22 protein-coding genes are annotated in these 24,512 nt (G+C 67.4%); 9 read left to right on the top strand and 13 right to left on the bottom strand.

Annotation, left to right across the window (positions count from 1 at the left end):
* Position 1: 1 nt before the first annotated feature.
* Positions 2–937: a lipoyl synthase gene (gene lipA, locus OX958_RS31245; protein ID WP_270133731.1), complete on the top strand. Its 936-nt coding sequence runs from the start codon at positions 2–4 to the stop codon at positions 935–937.
* Positions 938–1,100: 163 nt separating this feature from the next.
* Here lipA and OX958_RS31240 read toward each other — a convergent pair whose 3' ends face one another.
* Complete coding sequence (locus OX958_RS31240; protein WP_270133729.1) at positions 1,101–2,051, bottom strand: M23 family metallopeptidase; 951 nt, start codon at positions 2,049–2,051, stop codon at positions 1,101–1,103.
* A gap of 313 nt (positions 2,052–2,364) precedes the next feature.
* On the bottom strand, positions 2,365–3,174 hold the full coding sequence (locus OX958_RS31235; RefSeq protein WP_270133727.1) for a poly(ethylene terephthalate) hydrolase family protein: 810 nt from the start codon (positions 3,172–3,174) through the stop codon (positions 2,365–2,367).
* 311 nt (positions 3,175–3,485) lie between these two features.
* On the opposite strand from OX958_RS31235, the gene OX958_RS31230 reads away from it, so the two are divergent.
* Both OX958_RS31230 and OX958_RS31225 read left to right on the top strand, forming a co-directional pair.
* Positions 3,486–4,715: an MFS transporter gene (locus OX958_RS31230; protein WP_270133726.1), complete on the top strand. Its 1,230-nt coding sequence runs from the start codon at positions 3,486–3,488 to the stop codon at positions 4,713–4,715.
* Position 4,716: 1 nt separating this feature from the next.
* A complete protein-coding gene (locus OX958_RS31225; RefSeq protein WP_270133724.1) occupies positions 4,717–5,274 on the top strand; it encodes a TetR/AcrR family transcriptional regulator in 558 nt (185 codons plus the stop codon).
* A 255-nt stretch (positions 5,275–5,529) separates the two neighbouring features.
* Here the strand turns inward: OX958_RS31225 and OX958_RS35435 are convergent, their stop codons facing one another.
* Positions 5,530–5,817 carry a GNAT family N-acetyltransferase gene (locus tag OX958_RS35435; RefSeq protein WP_442913299.1) on the bottom strand — a complete coding sequence of 96 codons (288 nt, stop codon included), beginning with the start codon at positions 5,815–5,817 and terminating at the stop codon, positions 5,530–5,532.
* Between the two features lie 1,138 nt (positions 5,818–6,955).
* Between OX958_RS35435 and OX958_RS31215 the strand changes: the two genes are divergently transcribed.
* The 4 genes from OX958_RS31215 to OX958_RS31200 all read left to right on the top strand — a co-directional run bounded on the left by OX958_RS31215 (position 6,956) and on the right by OX958_RS31200 (position 11,838).
* Positions 6,956–7,270, top strand: coding sequence for a DUF6506 family protein (locus OX958_RS31215; protein WP_270133722.1), 315 nt, complete (start codon positions 6,956–6,958; stop codon positions 7,268–7,270).
* Between the two features lie 70 nt (positions 7,271–7,340).
* Positions 7,341–7,718, top strand: a complete 378-nt coding sequence (locus OX958_RS31210; RefSeq protein WP_270133721.1) for a 5-carboxymethyl-2-hydroxymuconate Delta-isomerase — start codon at positions 7,341–7,343, stop codon at positions 7,716–7,718.
* A gap of 104 nt (positions 7,719–7,822) precedes the next feature.
* Positions 7,823–8,743, top strand: a complete 921-nt coding sequence (locus OX958_RS31205) for an XRE family transcriptional regulator (RefSeq protein WP_270133720.1) — start codon at positions 7,823–7,825, stop codon at positions 8,741–8,743.
* Positions 8,744–8,976: 233 nt separating this feature from the next.
* Positions 8,977–11,838, top strand: coding sequence for a trypsin-like serine protease (locus OX958_RS31200; protein ID WP_270133719.1), 2,862 nt, complete (start codon positions 8,977–8,979; stop codon positions 11,836–11,838).
* A gap of 95 nt (positions 11,839–11,933) precedes the next feature.
* Here OX958_RS31200 and OX958_RS31195 read toward each other — a convergent pair whose 3' ends face one another.
* On the bottom strand, positions 11,934–12,197 hold the full coding sequence (locus tag OX958_RS31195) for a 2-hydroxymuconate tautomerase (protein WP_270133717.1): 264 nt from the start codon (positions 12,195–12,197) through the stop codon (positions 11,934–11,936).
* Positions 12,198–12,686: 489 nt separating this feature from the next.
* On the opposite strand from OX958_RS31195, the gene OX958_RS31190 reads away from it, so the two are divergent.
* A complete protein-coding gene (locus OX958_RS31190) occupies positions 12,687–13,424 on the top strand; it encodes a GntR family transcriptional regulator (protein ID WP_270133715.1) in 738 nt (245 codons plus the stop codon).
* Here OX958_RS31190 and OX958_RS31185 read toward each other — a convergent pair.
* The 5 genes from OX958_RS31185 to OX958_RS31165 are packed head-to-tail and all read right to left on the bottom strand — an operon-like array spanning position 13,414 to position 18,569.
* On the bottom strand, positions 13,414–14,457 hold the full coding sequence (locus OX958_RS31185; RefSeq protein ID WP_270133713.1) for a zinc-binding dehydrogenase: 1,044 nt from the start codon (positions 14,455–14,457) through the stop codon (positions 13,414–13,416). The two genes, OX958_RS31190 and OX958_RS31185, sit on opposite strands and share 11 nt — an antisense overlap.
* Positions 14,454–16,106: a phosphonate ABC transporter, permease protein PhnE gene (phnE, locus tag OX958_RS31180; RefSeq protein ID WP_270133712.1), complete on the bottom strand. Its 1,653-nt coding sequence runs from the start codon at positions 16,104–16,106 to the stop codon at positions 14,454–14,456. Before phnE ends, OX958_RS31185 begins: the two co-directional genes overlap by 4 nt.
* Complete coding sequence (gene phnC / locus OX958_RS31175) at positions 16,103–16,882, bottom strand: phosphonate ABC transporter ATP-binding protein (RefSeq protein WP_270133711.1); 780 nt, start codon at positions 16,880–16,882, stop codon at positions 16,103–16,105. The genes phnE and phnC overlap by 4 nt, the downstream gene beginning before the upstream one ends.
* Positions 16,870–17,829, bottom strand: a complete 960-nt coding sequence (locus tag OX958_RS31170; RefSeq protein WP_270133710.1) for a phosphate/phosphite/phosphonate ABC transporter substrate-binding protein — start codon at positions 17,827–17,829, stop codon at positions 16,870–16,872. The genes phnC and OX958_RS31170 overlap by 13 nt, the downstream gene beginning before the upstream one ends.
* A gap of 23 nt (positions 17,830–17,852) precedes the next feature.
* Positions 17,853–18,569: a phosphonatase-like hydrolase gene (locus OX958_RS31165; RefSeq protein ID WP_270133708.1), complete on the bottom strand. Its 717-nt coding sequence runs from the start codon at positions 18,567–18,569 to the stop codon at positions 17,853–17,855.
* A 107-nt stretch (positions 18,570–18,676) separates the two neighbouring features.
* Between OX958_RS31165 and OX958_RS31160 the strand changes: the two genes are divergently transcribed.
* A complete protein-coding gene (locus OX958_RS31160) occupies positions 18,677–19,843 on the top strand; it encodes an alpha-D-ribose 1-methylphosphonate 5-triphosphate diphosphatase (protein WP_270133707.1) in 1,167 nt (388 codons plus the stop codon).
* Between the two features lie 29 nt (positions 19,844–19,872).
* Here OX958_RS31160 and OX958_RS31155 read toward each other — a convergent pair whose 3' ends face one another.
* From OX958_RS31155 to OX958_RS31140, 4 genes are all read right to left on the bottom strand, one after another.
* Positions 19,873–21,972 (bottom strand): alkaline phosphatase D family protein, encoded by a 2,100-nt coding sequence (locus OX958_RS31155; protein WP_270133706.1) that lies wholly within the window; start codon positions 21,970–21,972, stop codon positions 19,873–19,875.
* Positions 21,973–22,102: 130 nt separating this feature from the next.
* Complete coding sequence (locus tag OX958_RS31150; protein WP_270133704.1) at positions 22,103–23,209, bottom strand: TIGR03364 family FAD-dependent oxidoreductase; 1,107 nt, start codon at positions 23,207–23,209, stop codon at positions 22,103–22,105.
* A gap of 93 nt (positions 23,210–23,302) precedes the next feature.
* Complete coding sequence (locus tag OX958_RS31145; protein ID WP_270133703.1) at positions 23,303–24,004, bottom strand: GntR family transcriptional regulator; 702 nt, start codon at positions 24,002–24,004, stop codon at positions 23,303–23,305.
* A 281-nt stretch (positions 24,005–24,285) separates the two neighbouring features.
* Entirely contained in the window at positions 24,286–24,495 is a 210-nt protein-coding gene (locus OX958_RS31140) for a LuxR C-terminal-related transcriptional regulator (protein WP_270133702.1), read from the bottom strand.
* Positions 24,496–24,512 lie beyond the last annotated feature (17 nt).

The following is a 24,512-nucleotide window of genomic DNA, read 5'->3' as shown; positions in this document are numbered from 1 at the left end:
CGTGACCGTCGCAGAGCCAGAAGGACGGAAGCTGCTCAGACTCGAAGTGCGCAACGCGGCGACCCCGATCGAGCGCAAACCCGAGTGGATCAAGACCCGCGCCAAGATGGGCCCGGAGTACCAGAAGCTGCAGAAGCTGGTGAAGTCCGAGGACCTGCACACGGTGTGTCAGGAAGCGGGCTGCCCGAACATCTTCGAGTGCTGGGAAGACCGCGAGGCCACCTTCCTGATCGGTGGCGACCAGTGCACCCGGCGCTGTGACTTCTGCCAGATCGACACCGGCAAGCCACAGGACCTGGACCGCGACGAGCCCCGCCGGGTCGCCGAGTCGGTGGTCAAGATGGGTCTGCGCTACGCGACCGTGACCGGCGTCGCCCGCGACGACCTGGACGACGGTGGCGCCTGGCTGTACGCCGAGACGATCCGCCAGATCCACGCGCTGAACCCCGACACCGGCGTGGAGATGCTCGCGCCCGACTTCAACGCCGTACCGGAGCAGCTGGCCGAGGTGTTCTCGTCGCGCCCCGAGGTGTTCGCGCACAACATCGAGACGGTGCCGCGGATCTTCCGCCGGATCCGGCCCGGCTTCCGCTACGAGCGGTCGCTGGACGTGATCACCCAGGCCCGCGACTACGGCCTGGTGACCAAGTCCAACCTGATCCTCGGCATGGGCGAGACCCGTGAGGAGGTCAGCCAGGCGCTGACCGACCTGCACGAGGCCGGCTGCGAGATCATCACCATCACCCAGTACCTGCGCCCGTCGGTGCGGCACCACCCGGTCGAGCGCTGGGTCCGGCCGGAGGAGTTCGTCGAGATGAAGGAGGAGGCCGAGGAGATCGGCTTCGCTGGAGTCATGTCCGGTCCGCTGGTGCGTTCGTCGTACCGGGCCGGTCGGCTGTACCGGGGCGCGATCGAGAAGAGGCTGCAAGACCGCTGAGCGCGTCCGGCCTGTTGCTATCCCCACTTCCAGGCGATGCCGATCGTGCCGGCATCGGCGGAGGGCTAGGTGAACTGGCGACGCGCCGTGCCGGCCGAGCCGCGGGATCCCGCCTTGTGACGGGACTGTGCGATTCGGGCAGCACGGCGCGCGTGGACGTTGGTCAGCTGATGCCGTAGTTGGTCAACCTGCCCGACCCCGGGTACGAGATCGTTCCGCCGCGCTTCGCGTAACCCCCGTAGGCCTGCGCACCCTCATAGAAGGTCCAGCCGCCGATCGTCTTGCCGTTCACGGCCACGTAGCTACCGCTGCCGTTCAACAGGGTGAAGTGCACATGGGCCCCGTTGGCGGATCCACCGCAGGGCAGCCGGGTGCTGGCGGTGCCGAGGTACGTCCCGGTCTGCACTGCTGCGCCGTCTGCCAGCGTGGTCAGGTTGCTCATGTGGTAGTACGACGTGCGGTAGCCGTTGGTGTGGACGACAGTCACCAGCGCGCTGTCGCCGCTGCGACAGGATTTGTACACCCGGCCGGGCGCCGCCGCCAGGACTTGGCCGTTACCGCCGAAGTCGATCGAGCTGAACGGACGGGTGTTGCCTCCGTATCCGTGCGGCCCACCGCCCCAGCCCCAAGTGGCGCCCTGCTTCCAGGGCAGAGCCAGCCCGGTGTTCTCCGCGAGAGCCTTCGCCTCCGTGGTGAACAGGTCCTTCTCGGCCTTCGACAGGACCGAATCCGGCGCCTGCCGGGCCATGGTCCGGAACTCGGCGGTGCCGTCGAACGCTACCTGCCAGCCCTTGCCGGTGGACCGGGCCAGGAAGATCGCGCTCTCCGGGGTGCCGTGCTGCTCGCGGGCGTCGGCCGGGATTGGGATCACGGTGGTGCCGAACGCCCACTGCCCGTTGGTCCGCTGCGGCTCGACCACCGGGGCCGGCACGTAGTCGGTACGAAAGTACGCCTTGGCCTGTTGCCCGTGCGCACCGACCATTGCGGCAGCGACCGCTTGGCCTAGCGGCGGGGCCGCTGCCTGGGAATCCGCGGTGGCCGCCGATCCGGCCGCCACGGCGGCTGATGCGGTGAGGGCGAGGGCGGCGAGCGCGACTAGCGCACGACGCGGCAATTTTCTGACTCTGGTCACAAATTCCTCCAACTAGCGGGGCGGAAATGCAGGGCGTTTTTAGCAGACTACGAAGCGTGCGGACAGGGCGACCAGACCTTTTCAATCCACACGACAAGTTCGACGGCCAATTCTGTTAAACAAATGTTGAATCCAGACCGAGAGACCGTCCCAGCCCACCCTTGGTCTCCGGACGAGTGCCTTTGGCACCGGTACCTCGCAGACTCTTGCTAGCGTTCGATACGCAGGGTGCCGGGGACGCAGCGCGGGCCGCACCCTGGTGGTGTGCGGCCCGCGCGTCATTGGGTACTGCGGATCAGCGGATCGCGTCGGCTTTCTGGTTTCGGTCGGCGGCGGACCAGGCGGGATCGTTGAACAGTTCCGCGGACGACCTCGGCCCGAAGAACACGGCCTTGGCCTGGGTGTCGCCGGCGAGCTGGTACCGGAACCAGGCGGTCCCGACACCGATTGCGTGGATGCGGGTCTCGCCCGGGAAGAAGTGGTCGGAACCCTTCAGTTCGGCGAAGACGGCCGGGTGGTTCCGCGCCCAGGCATAGCGGCCCTTCACGTAGAACGACGGCACGATCACGTCGACCTGACCGGCGATGAACAGGCTGGGACCCCGCAATGCCGGGACCGAGCCCTGCGGACCAGGCTGAACGGGCAAGGTTGCCTTGATCATCGCGTCCGCGCCGGCGGCGATGGCTCCTCCGCCGCCCTGCGAGTGTCCTGCGGCACCGATGTTCCTGGTGTCGATCTTGCGGTAGAACACGCTGCCCGGACGGCTGTTCTCGGCGATCAGAAACTTGCCACCGGCAAGCATCTCGCGACCGGACCCGGACTGCCCCGTGTTCGCGGCGGCGACGACCATCCCCCACGAGGCGAAGTGCTTGAGGAATTCGTCGTACTGGTCAACGCTGGCGCCGGTGCCATTGCCCCAGACGACGACAGGGTAGACAGCCGAGCTGGAAGCGATACCTGTGGGGTAGTAGAGCGTGTGGTCCGGACCACCGGCGACCTTGGTCACCTGATGCGGTCCAGGCTGCTCGTAGTACCGGGCGGGAGCGGACGTCGCGGTGGCGGTCCAGGCCGGCTGCAGGGCAATGAGGCCGAGCAGCGCAGCCATCAGAGTCGCACTTATCGCAAGGGATAACCTTCGCACGCGAAGACACCTTTCGGGAGAATTGGGGCGGAACAAGCCGCATTCTTTCAGTCAATTCGTTCGAGCGCTTCAGACGCCAACGCAAAAATCTCCAGCTGTCTTTGTGATCAATCACAAAAGCAAGGTCTATTCGAAGTGGAGAAATTCGCGCCACCCGGACCAGGACGATCGGCGGGCACGGTGTCGTGACTCAGATCACGTCCCCTTGTCGTCGCCGCCCGCCCGGGGGAAACTCTAACGAGTGTTCAATTTTCTCAGACGAGAGGTGCTGGGGCGTGATCAATCCCTACCGTCAACTCTTCGCCGCGCCGGGTTCCGTCGCCTTCGCCGCCACCGGCTTTTCTGCGCGGATGGCGCAGCCGATGGCCGGTATCGGGATCATCACCATGCTCGCGGAGCTCCGTGGTGACTTCGGTCTGGCGGGTTCTGTCGCGGCGGTTTTCACCGCCTCGTCAGCGCTGCTCGGGCCACAGGTGTCGCGGTTGGTTGATCGTCATGGGCAGAGCCGGATACTGCTGCCTGCCGCCGGCCTCAGCGCGGCCTCGCTCGGCGCACTGCTGCTGTGTGCCCGGTATGACGCACCGGCCTGGACGTTGTTCGTCTTCGCTGCCTTGGCTGGATGGATGCCGAACATGGCAGCGATGGTTCGGGCGCGCTGGTCCGAGATCTATCGAGGATCGCCGCGGCTGCACGCAGCGTTCTCCTTCGAGTCCGTGGTCGATGAGCTGACCTTCGTCATCGGCCCAGCGCTGTCGATCGCACTGAGCACAGCGGTATTTCCAGCCGCAGGCCCACTGGTTGCAGCCCTCTTGTTGGCGGTCGGCGTCCTCCTGTTCACTCGCCAACGGGAGACCGAGCCGGTTGTGCGGCCGTCTTCGGAACGAACCTCTCCTTCGGCGATCCGGTTACCTGCTCTGGTCGCACTGGTCCTTGTCCTGACCGCAGGCGGCACGATCGTCGGCACCGTCGATGTGGTCAGTGTGGCCGCAGCCGGCGCGGAGGGGCACAGCACGTCGGCCGGAATCGTGATCGCGGTGTACGCGCTGGGATCCGCGATGGCCGGACTGGTCTTCGGCGGGCTGCGGCTGAACTGGCCACTGACTCGGTTGCTGCTGGTTGGGTCCATCGGCACGGCGGTGACCACCCTGCCGCTACTGCTGGTCGACAGTATCGCGTGGCTGGCAGTCGCACTGTTCTTCGCCGGACTGTTTTTCGCGCCCACGATGATCGTGGTGATGAGCCTGGTCGAACGAATCGTCCCGGCCGCGAGGCTGACCGAAGGAATGACGTGGGTGATCACCGGGCTGAGCCTGGGCGTCGCGGTCGGCGCGGCGGGATCAGGCGCGGCGGTGGATCAGGGTGGGCCTGACGCCGGCTTCTGGGTCGCGATAGGCGCGGGATCGGCGATGGTGCTGCTCGTCCTCGTGGGGTACCGGGTGCTGCAACGCGCTGACGAACGCGGACGCCCCGTATCCTCGCCCGCGAGAGCCGAATCGGGGGTGTGACTTGAACGAGCCGCTGACCGACGGACGCAGGCTGAAGGGCGAGCGTCGCCGGCAGGAGTTGATCGAGGCGACCCTGCGGGTCGTCGCCAAGGACGGTGTCTCCGGAGTAAGTCATCGGACCGTCGCCCGGGAAGCCGGCCAGCCGGCAACGGCGGCGGCGTACTACTTCGACGGCATCGATGACCTCCTCACGGCCGCCCTGACCAGCTGCATGGACGAGGACGCCGACCGGATGCGGCGACTGGCCGAAGCCGTTGACGGCGGAGCGGACAGCATTCGCCTGCTGGCGGACCTGATGGCCGAGGTCATCCGCGATCCCCGCCGACTGCTGGCCGAGTACGAGCTGTACCTGCTGGCAGCACGTGACGAAAGACTCCGCGGCCCGACCGATCGCTGGCTCACCGCCGTCGCGGAATTTGCGCGGCGCCACACCGATGATCCGGTCCGGGTCCAGACAGTGGTCGCCACGGTCGACGGGCTGATGCTCCAGGCCCTGCTAACAGACCAGCCATCGACCAGCGCGCAATTCGAGGCCGTCCTCCGACTGCTGCTGCCGTAACTGAGGGCCGACCCACCTCCATCGGCCTACCACGGCGATCACACGATCTTTCATACCGGCAGACATCAGCGTCAACAGGCACCGGTCGCGATTGGGCAACCCACAAGCGCTCGCCGGACGCCCGAGGCGGAAGTTCCCAGCTGAACAACCAGTTCCGCAGGGGTGGCCTATGACGCGTTCACCACGGCCAAGAACACTCCGTTGTCAGTCTCCGACAGCCCGACCGGCTCAAAGCAGGTAGCCCATACCGGCAGCCTAGCCACTTCTGTAGGTCGTCAGTTGGGCGGCCGTGACGAAGCCGGCCCTGGAGCTGACGATATGAGCGCCGATCCGGCCGTGCCCGTTGTCGGCATCGAGGTTGTGATCGTCAAGCTGCCCGATCACGTGTCGCACGCCGAGGTGGTACATCAACCGGAGACACGCCTTGAGGAGGCGTCCGCCCACTCCATGCCCGCGATAAGCGGGATGAACCTCGATCCAGTCCACGACACCGTGTCCTGGCGCTGGAACCGAGATCGTGGCGCTCGCTATCTTGTTGCCCATCGGCCCGGCGATGCTCAACTGACGTTGGTTGCCGCGGGAAGCCACCTGCACCGTACAAGAATCGCCGGCGGGTGGTGGACTTTGCAGCGCACGGTACAAGAAACGACCGGCCTGCTTCCCCTTGAGACCCCGCTGCGTCAAGGCCTCCCGTGTCGCCTCGCGGTCATCCGGGAGTCCGGCTATCAGCGGCCCGATGCCGCTGGCACTGAACGCCTCGATTACCTTGCAGCCGGAGAGGTGTTTGATCGCCTGATCCAGGAGGTCAGTGACGACGGCGGGCTCCTCGCGGGCATGTAACCAGCTGATCGTCCCAGTTCTTCCATCGTCGCTGCGCCCGAAGCAGACTGCCCCTAGTACCTCCTCGCTGATGGCAACCAGCGTCTGCCAATCCTGGACTGTCCCGGCTTGTCCCAGTGCAGTACCCGCTCGCGAACTTGCGGCCCCCAGTTCGGTTGCGGCGCGCAGCGCGCCAGGACGGCAGGGCGGTTGACCAGGCAGCGCGTCGGCATCGACCACGCCAAGCAACGAGGACAGATGAGTTCGGGTCAGTGGACGGACCACGGTCGTCTGACTGGAACTAATCACAGCTACCTCCCTACGCCGGGCCGCCCACCATAGGCGAAAGTGGCGTCCAGAAATCGACATCGTCGTGAAGTAGACAGACAAATATTTCCGCGCAGCCACCGCAATGCCAGGCGCCGCCGGAAGCAGCCGCAGAACGAACTTGACGAACGGCGGCATGTCAGGACGAGCACAGTCGAGAAGCCCGGCTTGGCTGTCGAGTGCGATCCTCGGTGCGGGTCAAGAGCTGACGTAGCAGCACGGCAATCTGACGACGTTGCCCAGTGGTCAACGGGGAGAGGAACTCTTCGTCAACGGCAAGAACCTTCGTCAGCGACCGTTTCGCCAGGCTGCGGCGGCGGACGCCAGTGGACACGGATCGCTTGCCCGTCCTCGGCGTCAGGAGTCCGGCGAATCAGTCCGACTACCTCCAGAACGCCGACATCCAGATCGGGTTGGGTGCCTGCCCATGCTTCGACCATCCGGTCCACGGAATCTTTCTGCACTCTTCACAGTTTACCTTGGCATCAAGCAAGTTAGCTTGGCATCAAGCTATCCGTCAGTGAGGAGAGATCGCATGTCGTTCAGCAACTGGGCCTTCATCTACCTGGGCCTCGGCGAGGAGGACCCTGTCCGTGACCGGGCCGTCATCAGCGTCGGAGGTCTGACCACCACCATCGTGCCGGTTCCGGACCCTGCTCTGGCAGCGGGAGTTGCCAAGGAACTGGTGGCCGCCGGCGCACAGACCATCGAGCTGTGCGGAGGACTGGGACCGTCGGTGGTGGCCGAGGTCCTCGCTGCAACTGAGGGCAAGGTGCCAGTGGGTGGCGTCAACTACGGCGTCGAGTCGGTCCACGGGTTGGCTGCGCTCTTCCCCGTCGCCCAGCCCTAATCCTCCCCGCTGTGATCAGCCGGGCTCCCGACGACGGGGAGTCCGGCTGCACGTCCCGATAATGAGTGGCATGCCGCACATCACCGTGGAGTACTCGGAGTCCTTGTCCGGCGCGTTCGATCGACGCGCCTTCGCCTTGGCGCTGCACCGCGCTGCCGCGGAACTGATCGACAGCGCGATCCCAGGATTCAAGACTCGCTTCCGTCCGATCGACGAAGGTGTCATCGCTGACGGCGGCGACGGCGAGGCGATGATTCATGTGGAGCTGGCGATCCTGCCTGGCCGTGACCAGGACACCAAGTCGCGTCTCGGCGACTTGACCCTTGCGACGCTGGGCGAGTATCTCGATCCTGCGGCAGGGTCGAACACGCAACTCACGGTCGAGGTCCGTGACCTGGCGACCTACGTCAAGCGAGTCATGCGCCCCGGTGCCACCGAACCACACTGACGGTCGTTGCCATCAGCAAGCAACCGGGCTTGGTCCTTGCGCGCAGCCTGTCAACTGACGGCCGATGACTGGACGTAGCCGGGCTATGGCGTGACTATGGGCGCATGACGGTGACGCGAAGTAACCGGGAGTTGGCACGGCTGTTGCGGACCGGGCCGTTCGAGGCCGCGCTCGACTCGGCGATCGCGGCGTCCGGCCTGTCGCTGGAGGCGTTGTGCGAGCGGCTGGCGGCCGACGGCGTCTCGGTGAGCCGGACGGCGTTGTCGTACTGGCGCAACGGTCGTAGGCGCCCCGAGCGCAATGAGTCCCTGAAGGCCGTGGCCAGCTTGGAGGAGATTCTCGGCTTGCCCTCGTCAGCGCTACTCTCCCTGCTCGGTGCCCGCCGGCCAAGAGGCCGCTGGGTCGGGCACCCAGCGGGTGCGGTGGACCGGTGGAAGTTGTGGCCGTCGTCCGAGTCGCTGCTCGCGGCCATGCATGCACCGCCCGACGGGCAGCTCGCCTTCCTGAGCATCAGCGATCTGCTGGTCGTGGACGAGGACAGCGACGTACGGCGGCAACGCGTCCGGCTGGTCGCCGAGGCGCTGACCGATCGGGTCGACCGGTGCATGGTCTACCACGAGATCGTCGACGACCCGAAGAACCTGGTGCCGGAGCTGGTCGGGGTGGCGTTCGCGCGCCGCGGCAGGGTCCGTTGCGACCTGGCCTCCCGCCAGTTCGTCGCCGAGTTCCTCTTCGACCGGCCGCTGATGGCCGGCGAGCGTGCCGTCGTCGAGTACGAACTACGGTTGCCGGTCAGTGAACCGATGGACAACTTCTACCGGCGGTTCACCCGGCCGGGCGCGCTCTACACCCTGCAACTCAGGTTCGTCGGCCGGCAACCCGCCTGGGTACGCCGCTACGATCGATCCGGCGCCGACGACAACGACCGGCACATCGAGGACCTGTGGCTCGGCGGCTCGGGCACAACCTCCCTGGTCGTCCCGCAAGTGCAGGCGGGAACGGTCGGCGTCCGCTGGATGTGGTGACGTCGCGCCGTCAACACTGGCGCCAATACCAGGTAAAACTGTGAACAGAAACCCCCGCTGACCTGCGCGAACGCGGCCGCCGAGGCATTCGATGGGGAACCGGGCAATTCCCGTCACCCAGTGGACTGGCGTCGCTACCTTCCTGCTGTTCCCTGGGCGCCGGCGAAGGCCGGGGCCCTGCCCGCCCCTAGGAGGTAGCACGCATGCGCCTGTTACGAAGAACCGCACCATTCATGGTTGCGGCGCTGGCAGCGTTCGCCGTCACCGCGGCGACGGCAACGGCCGGGTCGGCCGCGCCAGAGCCCGAAGGCCACGTCGTCAGCGTCGCCGAGAAGCCGGTCGCCGGGACCTACCTGGTCACGCTGGCACCGAACCGCCAAGCGGTCGCGTCGGCCACAGCGACCGAGAAGGCGGCCAGTGCCATGGCCAGTCGGTACGACGGACGGCTGGGCACCGTCTTCACCAAGACGATGCGCGGCTTCGTGGTCCGCGATCTGTCCGAGCAGCAGGCTCGCCGGCTCGCGGCCCACCCCGATGTCGCCGAGGTCCGGCAGAGTGGAACGGCCCGGATCGGCACCGCCAACGGGCCGGGCGGCACCCAGAACAACCCGCAGAACTGGGGCCTGGACCGCATCGACCAGCGGGACCGGCCAGTGGACAGCAAGTACACCTATCCCAACGACGGCGCCGGTGTGACGGCGTACATCGTCGACACCGGCATCCGCTACAGCCACCAGGAGTTCGAAGGCCGGGCCAAGCTCGGCGTCGACCTGTTCGCCACCCCGAACGGTGGCAACGACTGCAACAACCACGGCACCCACGTGGCCGGCATCGTCGCCGGCAGCACCCGGGGCGTGGCGAAGAAAGCGAACCTGGTCTCGGTCCGGGTCCTCGGCTGCGACGGACAAGGCGAGGACATCGTCGTGGCCGAGGCCGCCGAGTGGCTCGCGAAGAACGCCGTCAAGCCGGCCGTGGCGAACCTGAGCGTGTACACCGGCGACCCGGACATCGCGGTGAACGCGATCCGCGGATCGATCGCCGCCGGCGTGCAATGGGCACTGATCACCGGCAACAACAGCGGCAACGCCTGCAGTTACGGCCCTGGCGGTCAGATGACCGAAGCCCTGACGGTTGCCAACGCGACCAGCAGCGACACTCGCGCCGGCGACTCCAACGCCGGCAGCTGCATGGACCTGTGGGCGCCCGGATCCGGGATCAGCTCGGCCTTCCGCGGCAGCGACTCGGCGTACGGGAATCTGAGCGGTACGTCGATGGCGGCGCCGCACGTCGCCGGGGCGATGGCCCTGCGGCTGCACGACGCGCCGAGCAGCACGCCGGCCCAGTTGCACCAGTGGGTGATGGACAACGCCAGCACCGGCAAGATGTCGGGAATCCCGTCGGGCTCCCCGAACAAGCTCCTGTATGTGCCGAACAGCCCACCGGCCAGTGACGACTTCTCGATGGCCGCCAACCCCACCGCGGTCAGCGTTGACCCCGGTAGCTCGGTGACCACCACCATCGCGACCACAGTGACCCGCGGCGCAGCACAGACCGTGCAACTGTCCGCCAGCGGCCTACCGTCCGGCGTCACCGCAACATTCGACCCGGCATCGGTCACCGCCGGCAACTCGTCGCGGCTCACCCTCACCGCCGCGGCCTCGGCCAGCCCGAGCCGGGCAACAGTCACCGTCACCGGCACCGGCGCGGTGACCCGTACGACGAGCGTCGGGCTCACCGTCAACGGCGACGTCCCCGACGACTTCTCGCTGAGCACCGACCCGTCTTCCGGAACGGTATCGGCCGGCAACTCGATCACCACCACCGTGCGGGCGACCGCCACGAGCGTCTCGCCGGCGAACACCGGTGAGTCGAAGACCGCGATGCGGGAGGAGAGCAGTGCCGGACCGGGCTCCGGTCCCGGGGTCGTCGGCGGTACGCCGACCACCGTCGCGGAGTACCCGTTCATGATCTCCATGCGGCGCGAAGGCTCGTCGTTCCCGGGACAGCAGTCCTGCAGCGCCAGCCTGATGGGCCCGCGCACCGTCCTGCTCGCGGCCCACTGCTTGGTCGAGAAGCCGGGTCGCAAGTGGTTCGTGTACGGCGCGACCAAGCTCACCGACTCCGGCTTCACCGCGGAGATCAAGTCGTCCTGGGTCCACCCCAAGCACGTCAACTACCAGGGCGGGTACGACGTCGCGGTCGTCCAACTGGATCGTGACGTACCGGTACCGGCCGGGATGGTGTACCCGACCATCGCGACCGACACCAGCAAGGAAACGGTCGGTACCAACGGCCTGGTGCTCGGCTGGGGCAAGACCGGGCAGAACACCTTCAGCGACGTGTTGCGTAAGGCAACCATTCCGGTCGCGCCCGACAGCGGCTGCAACGAGCGGTACACCGGCACCTACAAGCCGAACCTGATGCTCTGCACCGGCTTCTCCGACGGCCGCATGGGAACCTGCCCCGGTGACTCGGGCGGCCCGTTCATGGTCGGGAACACCATTGTCGGTGTCTTCTCCTGGATGGACAACGCCTGCAACTGGTACTCGGTCTACTCTCGGGTCTCGACCTACAAGACTGAACTGCTCGAGCAGCTGGGCCAGACCGGCCCCGAGCCGACCGGCGACGTCACTCTCTCGGCCAGCGGACTGCCCAGCGGCGCGACAGCGGCCTTCAGTCCGGCCAAGGTGAGCGTCGGCGGATCGTCACAGCTGACGATCACCACGTCGGCCACCACCCCGGCCGGCGACTACACCGTCACCGTGAACGGCGCCCGCGACACGGTGACCCGGCAGACGACGTACAAGCTGACCGTCACCAGCGGAGGATCGACCACCCTCTCGCTGACCAACCCCAACGTCCAGACCTCGGTCAAGGGCCGTCCGGTCAGCCTGCAACTCAAGGCATCCGGCGGCACCGGCGGGAACCGCTTCACCGCCACCGGGCTGCCGGCCGGACTGTCCATCAACCAGTCCACCGGTCTGATCAGCGGAACCCCGACCGTCGCCGCCAACTACCGCCCGGCAGTCAAGGTCACCGACAGCTCGGGCGCCTCGGCATCCGCCACCTTCTACTGGTTCATCTTCCCGTACTAACCCCTCAAATGATCCGTAAGGAGGCTGCACCACCCCCAACCTGACCCCTCCCTCGAACATGTCCCGAGCCAGCTCACCACCGGCTCGGGACATGTTCACGTTACGGCCGGCAGTCGACGTCGGGCGTGTTCATTTCTCATCGCGCTCTCTGCTACCGACTCATCGCCTGTCGCCGCCCCGAGTCGGCCACCGACGGCCCAGTGCTCCCGCGCCACCTCGTCGATCACTACCCAGACCGATTCCTGCGGCTGGTCCGGGCGGCCGCAGGTCTCTAGGAAGGCATCCGTCAGCCGCTCGGCCAGCGCCACCTTCTGTTCGGCGTTCCGGCCGGCGAACAGCTGCACCGTGATCATCGGCATGTCAGTTCCTCTCGTGGGACAGTCAATCTGACGAGGTCCTGCTGACCTCAGCCTCTGCCGGAAAGCGGGCCGGCAACAAGCAGCGATCTCTGAACGGATTCTTCAAGCTGCAGTGTGCCGGCGTATGACCCGGCGTCGCCATAACGAACACCCCCGGGGCCAGCTCGTGGCCGTCGGCAACGAACTCGGCCACCTCCTCGAGCGGTCGCTGAACGGCGACCGGATGCGGGCCCACCGTGAGACGACAGTTGGTGACCGCAGCGGATCTTGCTGTCGCGCACCTATTGCTGGCGAGCCGATCACGCCAAGCGACGATCGCGCCCTGCTCGTAGGCTTCTGGATGGATTGTGAGGATCGATCGAACCCCCGTGGTATTCCTGGTCCGGGCAGCCTCCGGGTGAACACCAAGTACCGGTGTTCGGTGAGTCTTCAGGCGAACGTCTTGTTCGTTTCATCGGGCGTTCGGTCGAGGTCTGCGAAAATGGGCCGGTGCCGAACGCCAAGTTTCGTGAGATCGCGGATCGGCTGGCTGTGGACATCGAGCGGTTGCCGCCGGGGTCGCGGCTCGAGACCGAGATGGAGATTGCTGAGCGGTTCGGTGTCGGGCGGGCTGCGGCGAGGGCTGCCTTGCTGGATTTGCAGCATCGGATGCTGATCCGTCGGGTGCACGGAGTCGGGACTTTCAAGGCGGAGCGGATCGATTATCTCATCTCACCGCAGTTGCCGCCGTCGTGGTCGCGGGCGATCCGGGAGTCCGGTGCTGTGCCGCGGACGGTTGTCCGCTCCTGCGAGCCAGTGACATTGCCGGACCCGATCGCGGACCTGCTGAATCGGTCGCACGGTACGTCGGCGCATCTGCTGCGAAGGCGTTCCTTCACCAACGATGTGCCCGCGGCCTGGGGAGCGGAGTGGGTGCCGACGGATGTGGTGGCCGACCTGCCGGTCGCGGTTCGATTGGTGGAGTCGCTGGATACCATCCTGCGCGACATCGCGGGTGCTGTTCCGGCGCGGGCGTGGTCGCGTGCCGGTATGGAGGCGGTGGATGCCACGGTGGCGATGGAACTCGGTTGCCGGGCCGGTGACTGGGCGTGGCTGGTGGAGAGCCTCAACTTCGACGCCAACTCGGGCCGAATGCTCTGCTTCACTCAACGCTGGATGCGTGCGGACACGGTCCGGGTTGTGATCGAGAGTTCTGCCCGGGAAGGTACTCCGCCCTTCAAGGCTTGACGGCAGTCCTTGGCGGGCCGCCATCGCGGGCGACGAGTAGTTCGTTCAGCGCCTCGAGCGGCAGCGGGTCAGCGACCAGTGAGGCCCAAGGTCGTACGGCGCTGGTGCGGTGGAGAAAGTCGATCGCCTGCTGCAGATGCCGCGGTTCGTAGTTGTGTACGCCGGTGACGGTTGCCCAGCGGCGTACCAACTGTTCGGGATCGAAGGCAACACGCGGACCGGGGGAGACCGAGCCCGCCAGTACCAGTCGGCCACCGATGGCGAGTGCTCCGAGCAAACACTCGACCGCAGTGGCTGCCCCCGACAGTTCGAATGCGACGTCGATCTCGGCGAGGCCGGCATCGGTAGGGGAGGCGACCCGCGTAGCACCGAAGGCCAGCGCGGACTGCCGGCGGTCGGTGTCGGGATCAATGATGATCACCTCGTCGGCGTCCGCCTCCGAGGCCAGGGCAGCCGCGGTGAGTCCGAGCATGCCCGCGCCACTCACCACAACCCGCTGTCCGGTCAACGGGCCTGCTGCTTCGGCTGCTGCCATCACTGTGGCGGTGGCACATGCTGCAGGCGCCGCGACCGCATCAACAAGGCCGTGGGGAAGTTTAACTGCGGCAGCGCCGGCCGCTAGCAGGATGTGTGAGGCGTAGGAGCCGGACAGCGCCCAGGTGCCATCGAATGGCTCGTGTCCGACCTTCCGCACGCTGCGGCACTTCGCCGTACGCCCGGCTCGGCAGCGGTCGCAGCTTCGGCAGGCGACGGTGACGCCCCACACGATTCTGTCGCCAGTTCTGATTGGTGAACCGTTCAGGTACTGCGGCGTACCTGGTCCCACGGCTATGACGTCGCCGACGGCCTCGTGGCCGAGAACACCAGGGCACGGGGATGTTCGATGACCGAGCACGGTGTGCAGGTCGGAGCCGCACACAGTGGCCAGCCGGACAGCGACAAGTACCTCGCCGAAGCCTGGCGTCGGCAACGGCACCTCGGCGATCTCGACCGTTCCGTGCCCGCGCCAGACCTGGGCTCGGGCGGTTCTCACTGCACCTGCGACCGGATCCATCCGGACAACCTCTCGATCACGTAGACGACGACGAAGATGATCAGCACGATCGCGCCGGCGAACGGGAAGTTCAGCGTGCGAACGGCCTCGAAGAGCAGGAACCCGACACCCCCCGCGCCGACGATGCCCAGGATCGTGGACATCCGGATGTTCACGTCCAGCAGGTAGAGGCCGGATCCGACCATTGCCGGCAGGACCTGCGGCAAGACCGCGGAGAACAGTTCCTGCCACCAGCCGCCACCGGCGGCACGGATCGCCTCTCGCGGGCCGTCGGCGATCTCCTCGGCGGCGTCGGCCAGCAGTTTGCCGAGGAACCCGACCGAGCCGATCGCCAGTGCGCAGACCCCGGCGGTCGGTCCCAGCCCGATCGCGGCGACGAAGACGACCGCCAGGATCAGCTCCGGAATCGCCCGGATCGCCAGCACCACGGCCCGGGCGGACCAATAGACCGCCGGATGCGGCGCAATGTTGCGGGCGGCAAGCAATCCGAGCGGCACCGACAGCAGGATACCGATCGCGGTGGAAAGTACGCCGATGGCAACGGTCTCGATCACCGCGGCGGCAAGCCGGTCGCCGACCAGGGTGAAGTCCGGCGGGAAGAGCCGGCCCGCCACATCGACCAGCGCGGCCGGAGACGTCAGCAGAGCGACAGGATCGATTCGCAGTACAGGGAACGACAGGATCACGGCGGCGAGTACGACGCCGTTGAGACCGAGCCGCGCAACTCGATCACGGGTCCAGGGTGGACTCGACTTGCCGGCCGGCGTGAGCTTGCCGGTTCCCGGCTGCAGTAGTAGTCGCCGGACCCAGATGGAGAGCAGCTCCATGGCGGCGATGATGGCCAGGATGACCAGCACGATGCCCAGCGCCTTGTCGTACACCAGGCCGCGAAGGGCGTCCTGCAGAGCGAATCCGATGCCGCCGGCGCCGACGAAGCCGAGCACGACGGAGGTTCTCAAGTTGATGTCGACCCGGTAGACGAACGTCGAGATCCAGGAAGGCACAACCTGGGGGAGGACGCCCCCGACCAACTCCCGCAGCCGGCCCGCGCCCGTACTGCGGACGGCTTCGCGAGGCCCTGGGTCGACCCGCTCGATCGCGTCCGCGAACAGCTTGGCCACCATTCCGACCGAATGCAGCGCGAGGGCCAGGACACCGGGCAGGACTCCGATCCCCATCGCGCGGACCAGCAACACTGCGAACACCAGATCGGGTACGGCGCGGCAGAAGGTGATGGCTCCGCGCGCGACGGCGTACACGGCGCGGTGCGGAGTGGTGTTGCTCGCGGCAAGGAACGCCAGCGGCACGGACAACAGCACGGACAGCACCGTGCCGAGCAACGCGATCAGCAGGGTCTCGCCCGCGAGTTCGAAGATGCGTGCCGGATCGTCCAGCCGAACCGGCAACATCCGCTCGATCAGGTTCTGGACGTCGTCCGCGCCTTCGATCAGCGCGCTGGGGGTGAACTCGAGCCGAACCGTGCTCCAGCCGGTCACGACCGCGGCAGCTATCGCGACCGCCGCCAGCAGCACCCGTCGCCGGTCGATCGGTGGACGGATCGCGGTCCGGCCATCGGGTATCGCCCGGACCTTCGGCGCCAGGGCGAGATCGGGCGGTGTGCTGGTCATGCGGCGTCCGGATCGACGCGACGGTACACGTCCATCACCTCGTCGCGGCCGAGCCCGGCAGTGGGTCGGTCGAGCACCTTGACGCCTTGCCGCAGGCCCACCAGACGACCGGCCCAGCCGAGGGCCAGGTCGACCTGGTGAAGGGTGCAGACGACGGTCAGGTCGTCTTCGCGACAGACCCGCAACAACAGGTCCATGACGACCTGCGAGTTCTCGGGGTCGAGTGAAGCGACCGGTTCGTCGGCCAGCAGCAGCGTCGGCTTCTGCATCAGAGTGCGGGCGATGGCGACTCGTTGCTGCTGACCGCCGGACAGCGTGTCTGCTCGCTGGAACGCCCGATCCGCCAATCCGACCCGGTCGAGGTGGTCCAGCGCATCGCGTCTCAGCGCTTTCGACCAGCTCAGTACGCCGTACCGCGGACCGGTGACGCGGCCGAGCGCGCCGGTCAGCACGTTCTCCAGACAGCTCAGCCGGCCGACCAGGTTGAACTGCTGGAAGACGAAGCCGATCTCGGTCCGCAGGCGGCGGAGCTCGGCGGAGCGGGCGGTGTCGACTCGCCGGCCGAGCACGGTGATCTCACCGGACGTGACGTCGTGCAGGCCGTTGAGGCACCGCAGGAGCGTCGACTTACCCGAGCCGGACAGACCGAGCAGCACCACCAGTTCGCCACGCCGTACGTCGAGATCGACCCCGGCCAACGCGGTGGTGTCACCGAACTGCTTGCGCAGCGATCGGGTGGCCACCACGGTTTCGGCCGGCCTGGTCAGCTCTTGCATTTGTCCGACTTGGTAACGGCGCAGACCTGACGGACCCCGGCGTAGTCGGCGTCCTTGGCAGCGACGACTCCCCAGGCGTCTTCGTCGGTGAGCAGACAGTCGCCGTCGCACATCCCCTGACCCTTGAGGTAGTCGGCGTTCGCCTTCTCGGTGAGCAGGCTGGTCAGGCGGCTGATCTGATCGGCGCCGAGATCCTGCCGGCCCACGAACAGCGATCCTGCGATGGTCTCCGAGGTCCAGACCTTCTTCAGGTCCTCGGCCTTCAGTTCGCCCTTGCCCGGCAGCGTGGTGTCCACCATCGACTGCATTGCGAACCCTGCCTCGCATCCGCCGTTCTTCACGGCAAGCGCGGACGCGTCGTGCCCGCCGGCGTACACGGGCTTGAGGCCTGCCGTCAGATCCTTCTCCCGCGAAGAGGTGATCACGCCCGCCTCGATGAGTCCGGCGGACGGGTACAGGAAGCCGGACGTCGAGCCGGGGTCGACGAAGCAGACCGATCTGCCTTTGAAATCGGCCAGCGAGTTCACGGTGCTGTTGCCGGCCTTGGTGAGCCCGTACGAGCGGTACCCGGCAGGCTGTCCCTTGGCCGGAATCACCGCGCCGAGCGGCTGGATCTTCGCGCCGTTGGCGGTCGCGATGACGTAGGCGAAGGGGCCGAGGAAGGCCAGGTCGACCTTGCCGGCGATCATGCCTTCCACGACGCCGGCGTAGTCGGTGGCCTGGCTCAGTTCGACCTTCGCCCCGGTCTCCTTTTCGAGCAGCTTGATCAGCGGGTCGTAGCCGGCGCGCAGGTCGGTCGAGTTCTCCGCGGGGACGGCGCCCAGCACGAGGGTTTTCGGGAAGCCCTGGACGGTGGCGGCCGCGTCCTCGCCGTCGCTACCGCAGCCGGCGGCCAGCAGCAGGAGGGCGAGCGTAGCGGCGATGGTCTTCGGGCGGATGGAACGCATGGGAGTACCTCCGGTGAGTGCGGTCAGGCCGCGGTTCGGGTGTCCGCGTCGGCGGCCAGCAACTGGTCCAGCTCGACGACGGAGGGCAGTACGTGGGTGTGCGGGACGGTCGCGAAGTCCGTCTCGCGGTGGGCGCCGGTGAGGACACCGGCGACGATTCCCGCACCGGCTCGGCTGCCGGCCAGCAGATCGCTGGTGGTGTCGCCGGCGACGGCGACCGAGCGGACATCGTCGATGCCGAGTCGCAGGACCGCGGTGAGGACCATGTCGGGGTACGGGCGGCCTCGGCCGGCATCACCGGGGGAGAGCACCAGGTCGCAGAGTTCCTGCCAGCCGAGAGCGGCCAGCAGAGCGTCTCGGGTCCGCGCGGAGAATCCGGTGGTGAGCGCCACCCGAGTACCACGGTCGCGCATCCGCCGGATCGCCTCCTCGGCGCCCGGAACCGCGCTCGCGCCGGCCACCAGCCCCTCGGCGTACGAGGCCTCGAAGGCCGTGTTCGCCGCCGCCGCGCGGGTTGCGTCGCCATCGAAGATGGCCGTGAACACCTCGATCTTCGACTGACCCATCGTTTCCGCCGCGAAGTCGAGCGCGCTGCTGTGTTCCGCCGATCCGTCGGCCAGTCCTGCCGCCTCGATCGCGGACCGGAACGCAGCGATCACAGTCCCGTCGTCGGCCACCGTCGTTCCGGCCATGTCCAAACACACCAGCTCGATCATGCTTCGCCTCTCGTCGTCGGTCACTGGGTCGATCGTTGGCGCAGAGCCGGAATGGCGACGTCCGAAGGGTTGAACGCCGGGTGAACTCGGTGTTCACCTGCTGCTCAGTTGTCCGCACGACTGTGAGCGCCATGACCTGGTCCGTCCGTGTCCCGTCCGATTACGTCCTCGGGCACGTGCGTGCCGTGCTACCGGACCGGGTCGTCGACGACGCCCGCCTGGTGGTGCGCGACGGCCGGATCGCGGAGGTCGCTCCGCATCCGCCCGGCTTCCGGGCCGATCTCGACGGCCAGGGCCTGCTGTGCCTGCCGGGTCTCGTCGATGTGCACAGCGACGCTCTCGCGCGGGAGTTCCGGCCGCGGCCGGGATCCTCTCTGCCGGCGGGCTTCGCACTTCGGTCGGTCGAGCAGAAACTCGTTGCGGCAGGCATCACGACGGCGTTCCACGGGATCGCCTTCCAGGACCGTTCCGCGGTGGGGATGCCGATCGACTCACCGAGCGACGACGACCTCTACGACGTGCTGAGGGCACACGAAAGCCACCAGGTCGATCACCGGGTGCTGCACCGGCTCGATGTTCGCTGTTCCGGCGGCGTTCGACGTCTGAGGGCGCGGCTGGCTTCGTTGCCGGGGGATGTCGTACCGCTGGTCTCGTACGAGGATCACACGCCGGGCCAGGGCCAGTACGCCGATCCGACGGTGATGGAGCGGTGGCTGGTCGAAGCCGAGGGATTGACGGGAGAAGCGGCCGCCGCGCACGTCGCCTCGTTGCGGAGCGACCGCGATCAGCGGCTGGACCAACGGACGGAGACGTTGGACTGGTTGGCCGCGATGGCGTCGGCCGGACAGATCCGTTTGGTCGGGCACGATCCGGCCACCCGCTCCGATGTGGATCAGCTTGTGGCCGGCAGCGCTGCGGTCGCTGAGTTTCCGACCACTCGCGCGGCAGCTGAGGCAGCCCGTGAGCGTGGTTTGCTGGTGGTCGCCGGCGCGGTGAACGTGCTGCGAGGGGGATCCCATGCCGGGAACGTCTCCGCCGGTGAACTGGTCGAGGCAGGACTGGTCGACGCTCTGACCTGCGACTATCTGCCGTCCGCCTTGTTGCCGGCAGCAATGGAGTTGGTACGGGCCGGGACGATGGAGCTACCGGCGGCCGTGCGGCTGGTGACGAGTGGTCCGGCCGCCGTCGCTGGATTGACCGATCGCGGCGTCCTGGGGGAGGGGTACGTGGCTCATCTCGTCCTGGCAGACACGACCGGACGCTGGCCGACGGTCCGCCTCGTGCATGGCTCCCACTGAGGGCCGCCGCGCGGCGGCCCTCAGTGGGGTCAGCTGGCGTGTCCCATCGCGTCTGCGGTCCGGCGGACCTCGAAGATGCGGCGGCCTTCGCGATTGATCCAGGTCGCGGTGAGCGTCGCCGGGCTGACTGTGGTGTCGGCGACCAGCTTGAGGAACACGTGCGGCTCGACCGCACTGTGCACCAGGTTCGGGTGCGGCACGTTCAGACTCGGGATCGTGCTGCCGTGCAGTGGGCTGACGATGTACTGCCAGAGGTCGTAGCCCACCCTGTCACCGTAGTTCAGCGCCCGGGAAACGTGGATGTCGCCGCCGACCAGGAAGCAGCCCGGGATGTTCTCGTCGCGGATGAAGTCGAAGATCGCGTCCCGTTCGTGGGCGTACGTGCCCCAGTCGTCCTTCTCGCTGTTCTGCTTGTCGTCCCAGATCATGCCGGTGGCGATCGCTTTGAAGGTCGCGGTACTGCGCCGCAGCCGGTCCCGCAGCCATCCCCACTGGACGGCGCCCAGGCAGGTCGGCTGCGAGGGGTCCGCCCAGCTGGGCTCGGTCCGGCTGAACCAGCGTGGATCCAGCAGAAAGACCTCGATCGGACCGCGCCGGAAGGAGGTGTAGACGCCGTTGCCCTCCGATCGCTCCGTCAACTGCGCGCCGGCGGAGTTGTGGCCGAACGTCGGGTTGGCGCGGTAGTCGACGAAGGCTCTACGGGTGTTGCGTTTACCCGCGAAGTCGCCGTGCTTGTCGTTGCCGCCGAAGTCATGGTCGTCCCACGTTCCCCAGATCGGCCGGGTGCTGATCAGCCGCGCCAGCTCAGGGACCTGGAGGAAGGCGCGATGCTTGCTCCGGGCAACTTCAAGGTCGGAGGAGTCGACGTACGGCGTGTCGCCCAGCATGACGAAGCTGTCGCACCCCTCGGAGGCGATTCTGTCCCAGACCGTGTTGGGTTCCGAAGGGGCGCAGGAGCCGAGTCCCATCGTCACCACTGCCGGGCGTCCTGGCGCCGGCGCCGTTCGGAAGCTGCCGGTCAAGGGCTGGAAGTCGCCTTCGAATCGCAGCGGCGTCACCGCCAGCGTGTACGCCGTACCGGCTCGCAGTCCCCAGAGGTCGAACACGACGGTGTGGTCGTTCTCGACCGCTGTCCGGGCGGTGGCGACCGTGGTCCGGCCTGCTGGATCGCTGACAACGCACTGCCACCTGCCCAGAGGCTGGTGGTCGGCGCCCGGACGGATCCAGATCCGGGCACTGTCGGTGCCGACGTGTCCTACCAGCGGTCCAGTGGCCCGCTCGGTCGGAATCGGGGTCGGGACGACCGCCGGTGCGCCGCCGGACCGGACCAACCTGACGTACTGCTCGAGGTTGGCGAAGAAGGCGGCGCTGTCGGCGACCGCCTCGGCGGGCTGGATCATCGTGGAGCCGGCCTCGTCGTACACCTTGTCCACTGTCAGGCTGCTGATCAGGAACCGGCCGCGGCCGTGCGCGCCTTCCAGCAGGCAAGGCGGGAGGCCGTTGGGGGCGGCGCCCATCAGGATCCGCATCGAGACAGCCGCGACCAGGGTTTTCCAGCTGGTCCGGATCGTGGCGGCTCGGCCGGTGAACAGTCGGCCACCTGTCGTCCGAAGGCCTTGCAGCAACGGGTGATCCGGCGCGGTGGGATAGATCGTGTCGTGATCCGGATCCGCGCGCCGGGCGCTCATGCCCTCCGGTAGGTACCGCACGAGCGCGCCGAACTGGTCGGACTGGGCGAGCTCGAGGACCACACCGCCGCGGGCGGCGAAGTCACGCAGTGACTCCAGCTCCTCGGTCACGTAGGCGGTGTAGGTGGCGTCATTGTTCGTGAAGCTGCCGAAGGCGATCAGGTCGACCCGCTGACCATCGAGCTGCTGGCGTGTGGCGGGCAGGCCGAGGTCGAACGGGACGACCTGTACGCCGGCCCGACGCAGCAGCGTTGCCAGTCCGGTTCCGCGGGTCCACTGGTCGGCGTACTCCAGTACGGCGGCGCGGATCGGACCGTCGGGGCGGGCGGCGGCCGTCGGTAACCCGGCAATCGACATGGCCGCGGCGATGCCGCCGCCGAGCAGAGATCTGCGTTCGAGGCCTTGGCCTGGGCGGGATTCGGGCTGGTCTTCGGTCGTCATCAGTTTCCCCCGGGCAGTCGGCTGTTGGTCGGACAGCCTGGTGTGCTCGGCTGTCGTCCCGGGCGGAGCCGATCGGGATCGTCGACGACGGGTTGGTGAACTGCTCGGCATGCTGTTCGGACAACTCGGCTCACTGCGCCAGCTGGTCGAAGCTCTCCTCCGCGATGGCCGGAGACATGGTCATCCCGCGGCCTCCCGGTCCGGTCACCACGTGGACGCCGTCAGCGGCGGTTCGGCGTACGACGACTTCGCCGGGAGTGGTCGCCTGCGAGTACACGCCGGCCCACCGGCGGACGATCGGAGGCAGCGGCCTGCCGAGCAGAGCTTCCACGGTCTGCTGAAGGTAGTCGTAGGGCTCGCTGGTGACGTCGAACGGGAAGGGCTCGTCGTACTCGTGGGTGTCACCGATGGTCAGTCCGCCATGCTGTCGCTGGACCATCAAGAGCTGCATGGCGTTGGCCTCGGCAACCGGGCACTGGGGTTGCTGTGCCCCAAGTGAGTCGAGGGCTGGTCCGCGGTACGCCGGGTAGTAACGGAAGCTGTCCGCATCGGCGACCGCGGTGGTGAGTTCCTCGTCGAGCGGTGCGGTCTGCATCATCTGCAAGCGGACGCGGCGGACCGGCAGCTCACCGGCGAGTTCCCGGATCAAGCCGCTGTGGGTGGCGCCGGTGCACACGAAGATCAGGTCGGCGTCGAGACGCTCGCCGTGGTCGGTGCGTAGCTGCCGACCGACGATCGCCCGGATCTCCCGTCCGGGGCGGAACTCGTAGCGCTCGGATTTCGCGAGCTCCGCCCGCAGGGCGGGAAGCAACTCGCGAGGTTCGACGATGGCGTCACGCGTGCATTCCAGCGACCCGAGGAGGTCACCGCGCAGCGCCGGGTTGCGCTTGCGGGTCTCGTCGGCGTTGAGCAGCCGGAAGCCTCGGTCGGCGGCCTCAAGGCCTTCGGCCGCCTCTCGGGCGACAGCCAGTTCGGCATCGGTCCTGCAGACCGTCAGGGATCCGGCCGGCCGAAAGCTGATGCCCGGAACGTCAGCCCACAACTCGCGGGCCCGTTGCGCCGTGGCCAGCTCAGGCCCGGAGGCCCGTCCGCTCACCCAGACCAGGCCGAAATTGCGGACGCTTGCCCCGCGCGCCTCCAGTTCGCGCTCCACCTGCACCACCTGGTGGCCACGGCGTACTGCCTCTCGGGCGTGGAAGGTGCCGAGTACACCTCCACCAACGATCACTACCCGCATGTCCAGTTCCTCTCGCTCGACCTGTCGGCGAGATTGGTCCGGACCAATTGCGATCCGGCGGACGGACGGTGTCGGCCAGGTGAACTCGGCCGGTCAAGGGCGCAAGGTTGCTCGAAACCCCACCCGGTCACCGCGGTACAGGGAGCGGACCGCTTCGATCGGCGTACCGTTGGTGTCGCGGCTGATGCGCTGCAGCAGGAGCATCGGCAGCGACTGCGTGGCTTTCAGGAGATCCGCCTCTCGTGGCGAGGCGAGCACAGTCTCGACGACCTCCTCACCGTCACCGAAACGGACGCCGAACTCCTCGATCAGACAGCGGTACAGCGACCCGGCCGGGTCGAGCGCATCTCGCAGTCCTGGAAACCGGCTCACCGACAGTCGAGTCGTCTCCACACCGATCGGCTGATCGTCGGCGAGCAGTATCCGCTCCAGTAGGTAGGCCGGATCTCCGACGTTCACTCCGAGTCGAGTCGCGAGCTCCGCATCGGCTTGCAGGATGTCGAAGCGGACGGTCTGACGGCTCGGCCGCAGACCTTGGTCACGCAGCGATTCGGTATAGCTGACCAACGCGAGCGGCTGAATCACCTTCGGACCCGCGATGAAGGTGCCTTGTCCCTGACGGGACGACAGCCGGCCCTCGGCGACCAGTTCGCGAACCGCTTGACGCAGCGTCCAGCGGGATACGCCGTACTCCGCCGCGAGCACGCGCTCAGGAGGCAGGAGTGCACCCGGGCCGAGCGTTTCCAGCAGCGTCACTAGTCGCGCTTTCACCGCAGAGTGCAGAGGCGTCGTCACGTTGTGAACGATAAGCATCCAGATGACCGCGGGCCGGACCGGGTTCTCCTTCTGGCTGCGCGGATCCGCTGTCGCTCGGGCAGTTCTGGCATCAGTTGCTGGGCGGAGATCTGCGGTTCGGCGCCGACGGTGACGCCAAGCTTCACGGCCCGGCCGTACTCGTCCGGGCCGACGACTGAACCGACTGTCCGAAGACGGCGAAACGGTTGGAGCCCGGACAAGTCTGAGGATCCCGTGCATCAGCTGGCGCTGCGTCAGCCGGCGTGGAGTTCGCTGCGGGTTCAGATACCGAGTTTGCGGTAGATGCGGGTGAGGTTCGCCTCGATCGCCTTCAGGGAGAGGTGCAGGTCGGCGGCAATCTGGCGGTTGGTTCGGCCGGCGACGACGCTGGTTACGATCTGCTGCTCCAGCGCTGACAGTGTGGTCTGCGCACTGTCGAGCCGGGCAAGCTCCGCCTCTGCGCGATGTAGCCAAGGCAGGCAGTCGGCCATCCGGAAACGGCGGACGG

Origin of the sequence: Kribbella sp. CA-293567, assembly GCF_027627575.1 — a bacterium.
GTDB lineage: Bacteria > Actinomycetota > Actinomycetes > Propionibacteriales > Kribbellaceae > Kribbella.
The sequence above is the reverse complement of the archived record's forward strand: the minus strand, read 5'-3'. Positions and strand labels throughout refer to the sequence as shown.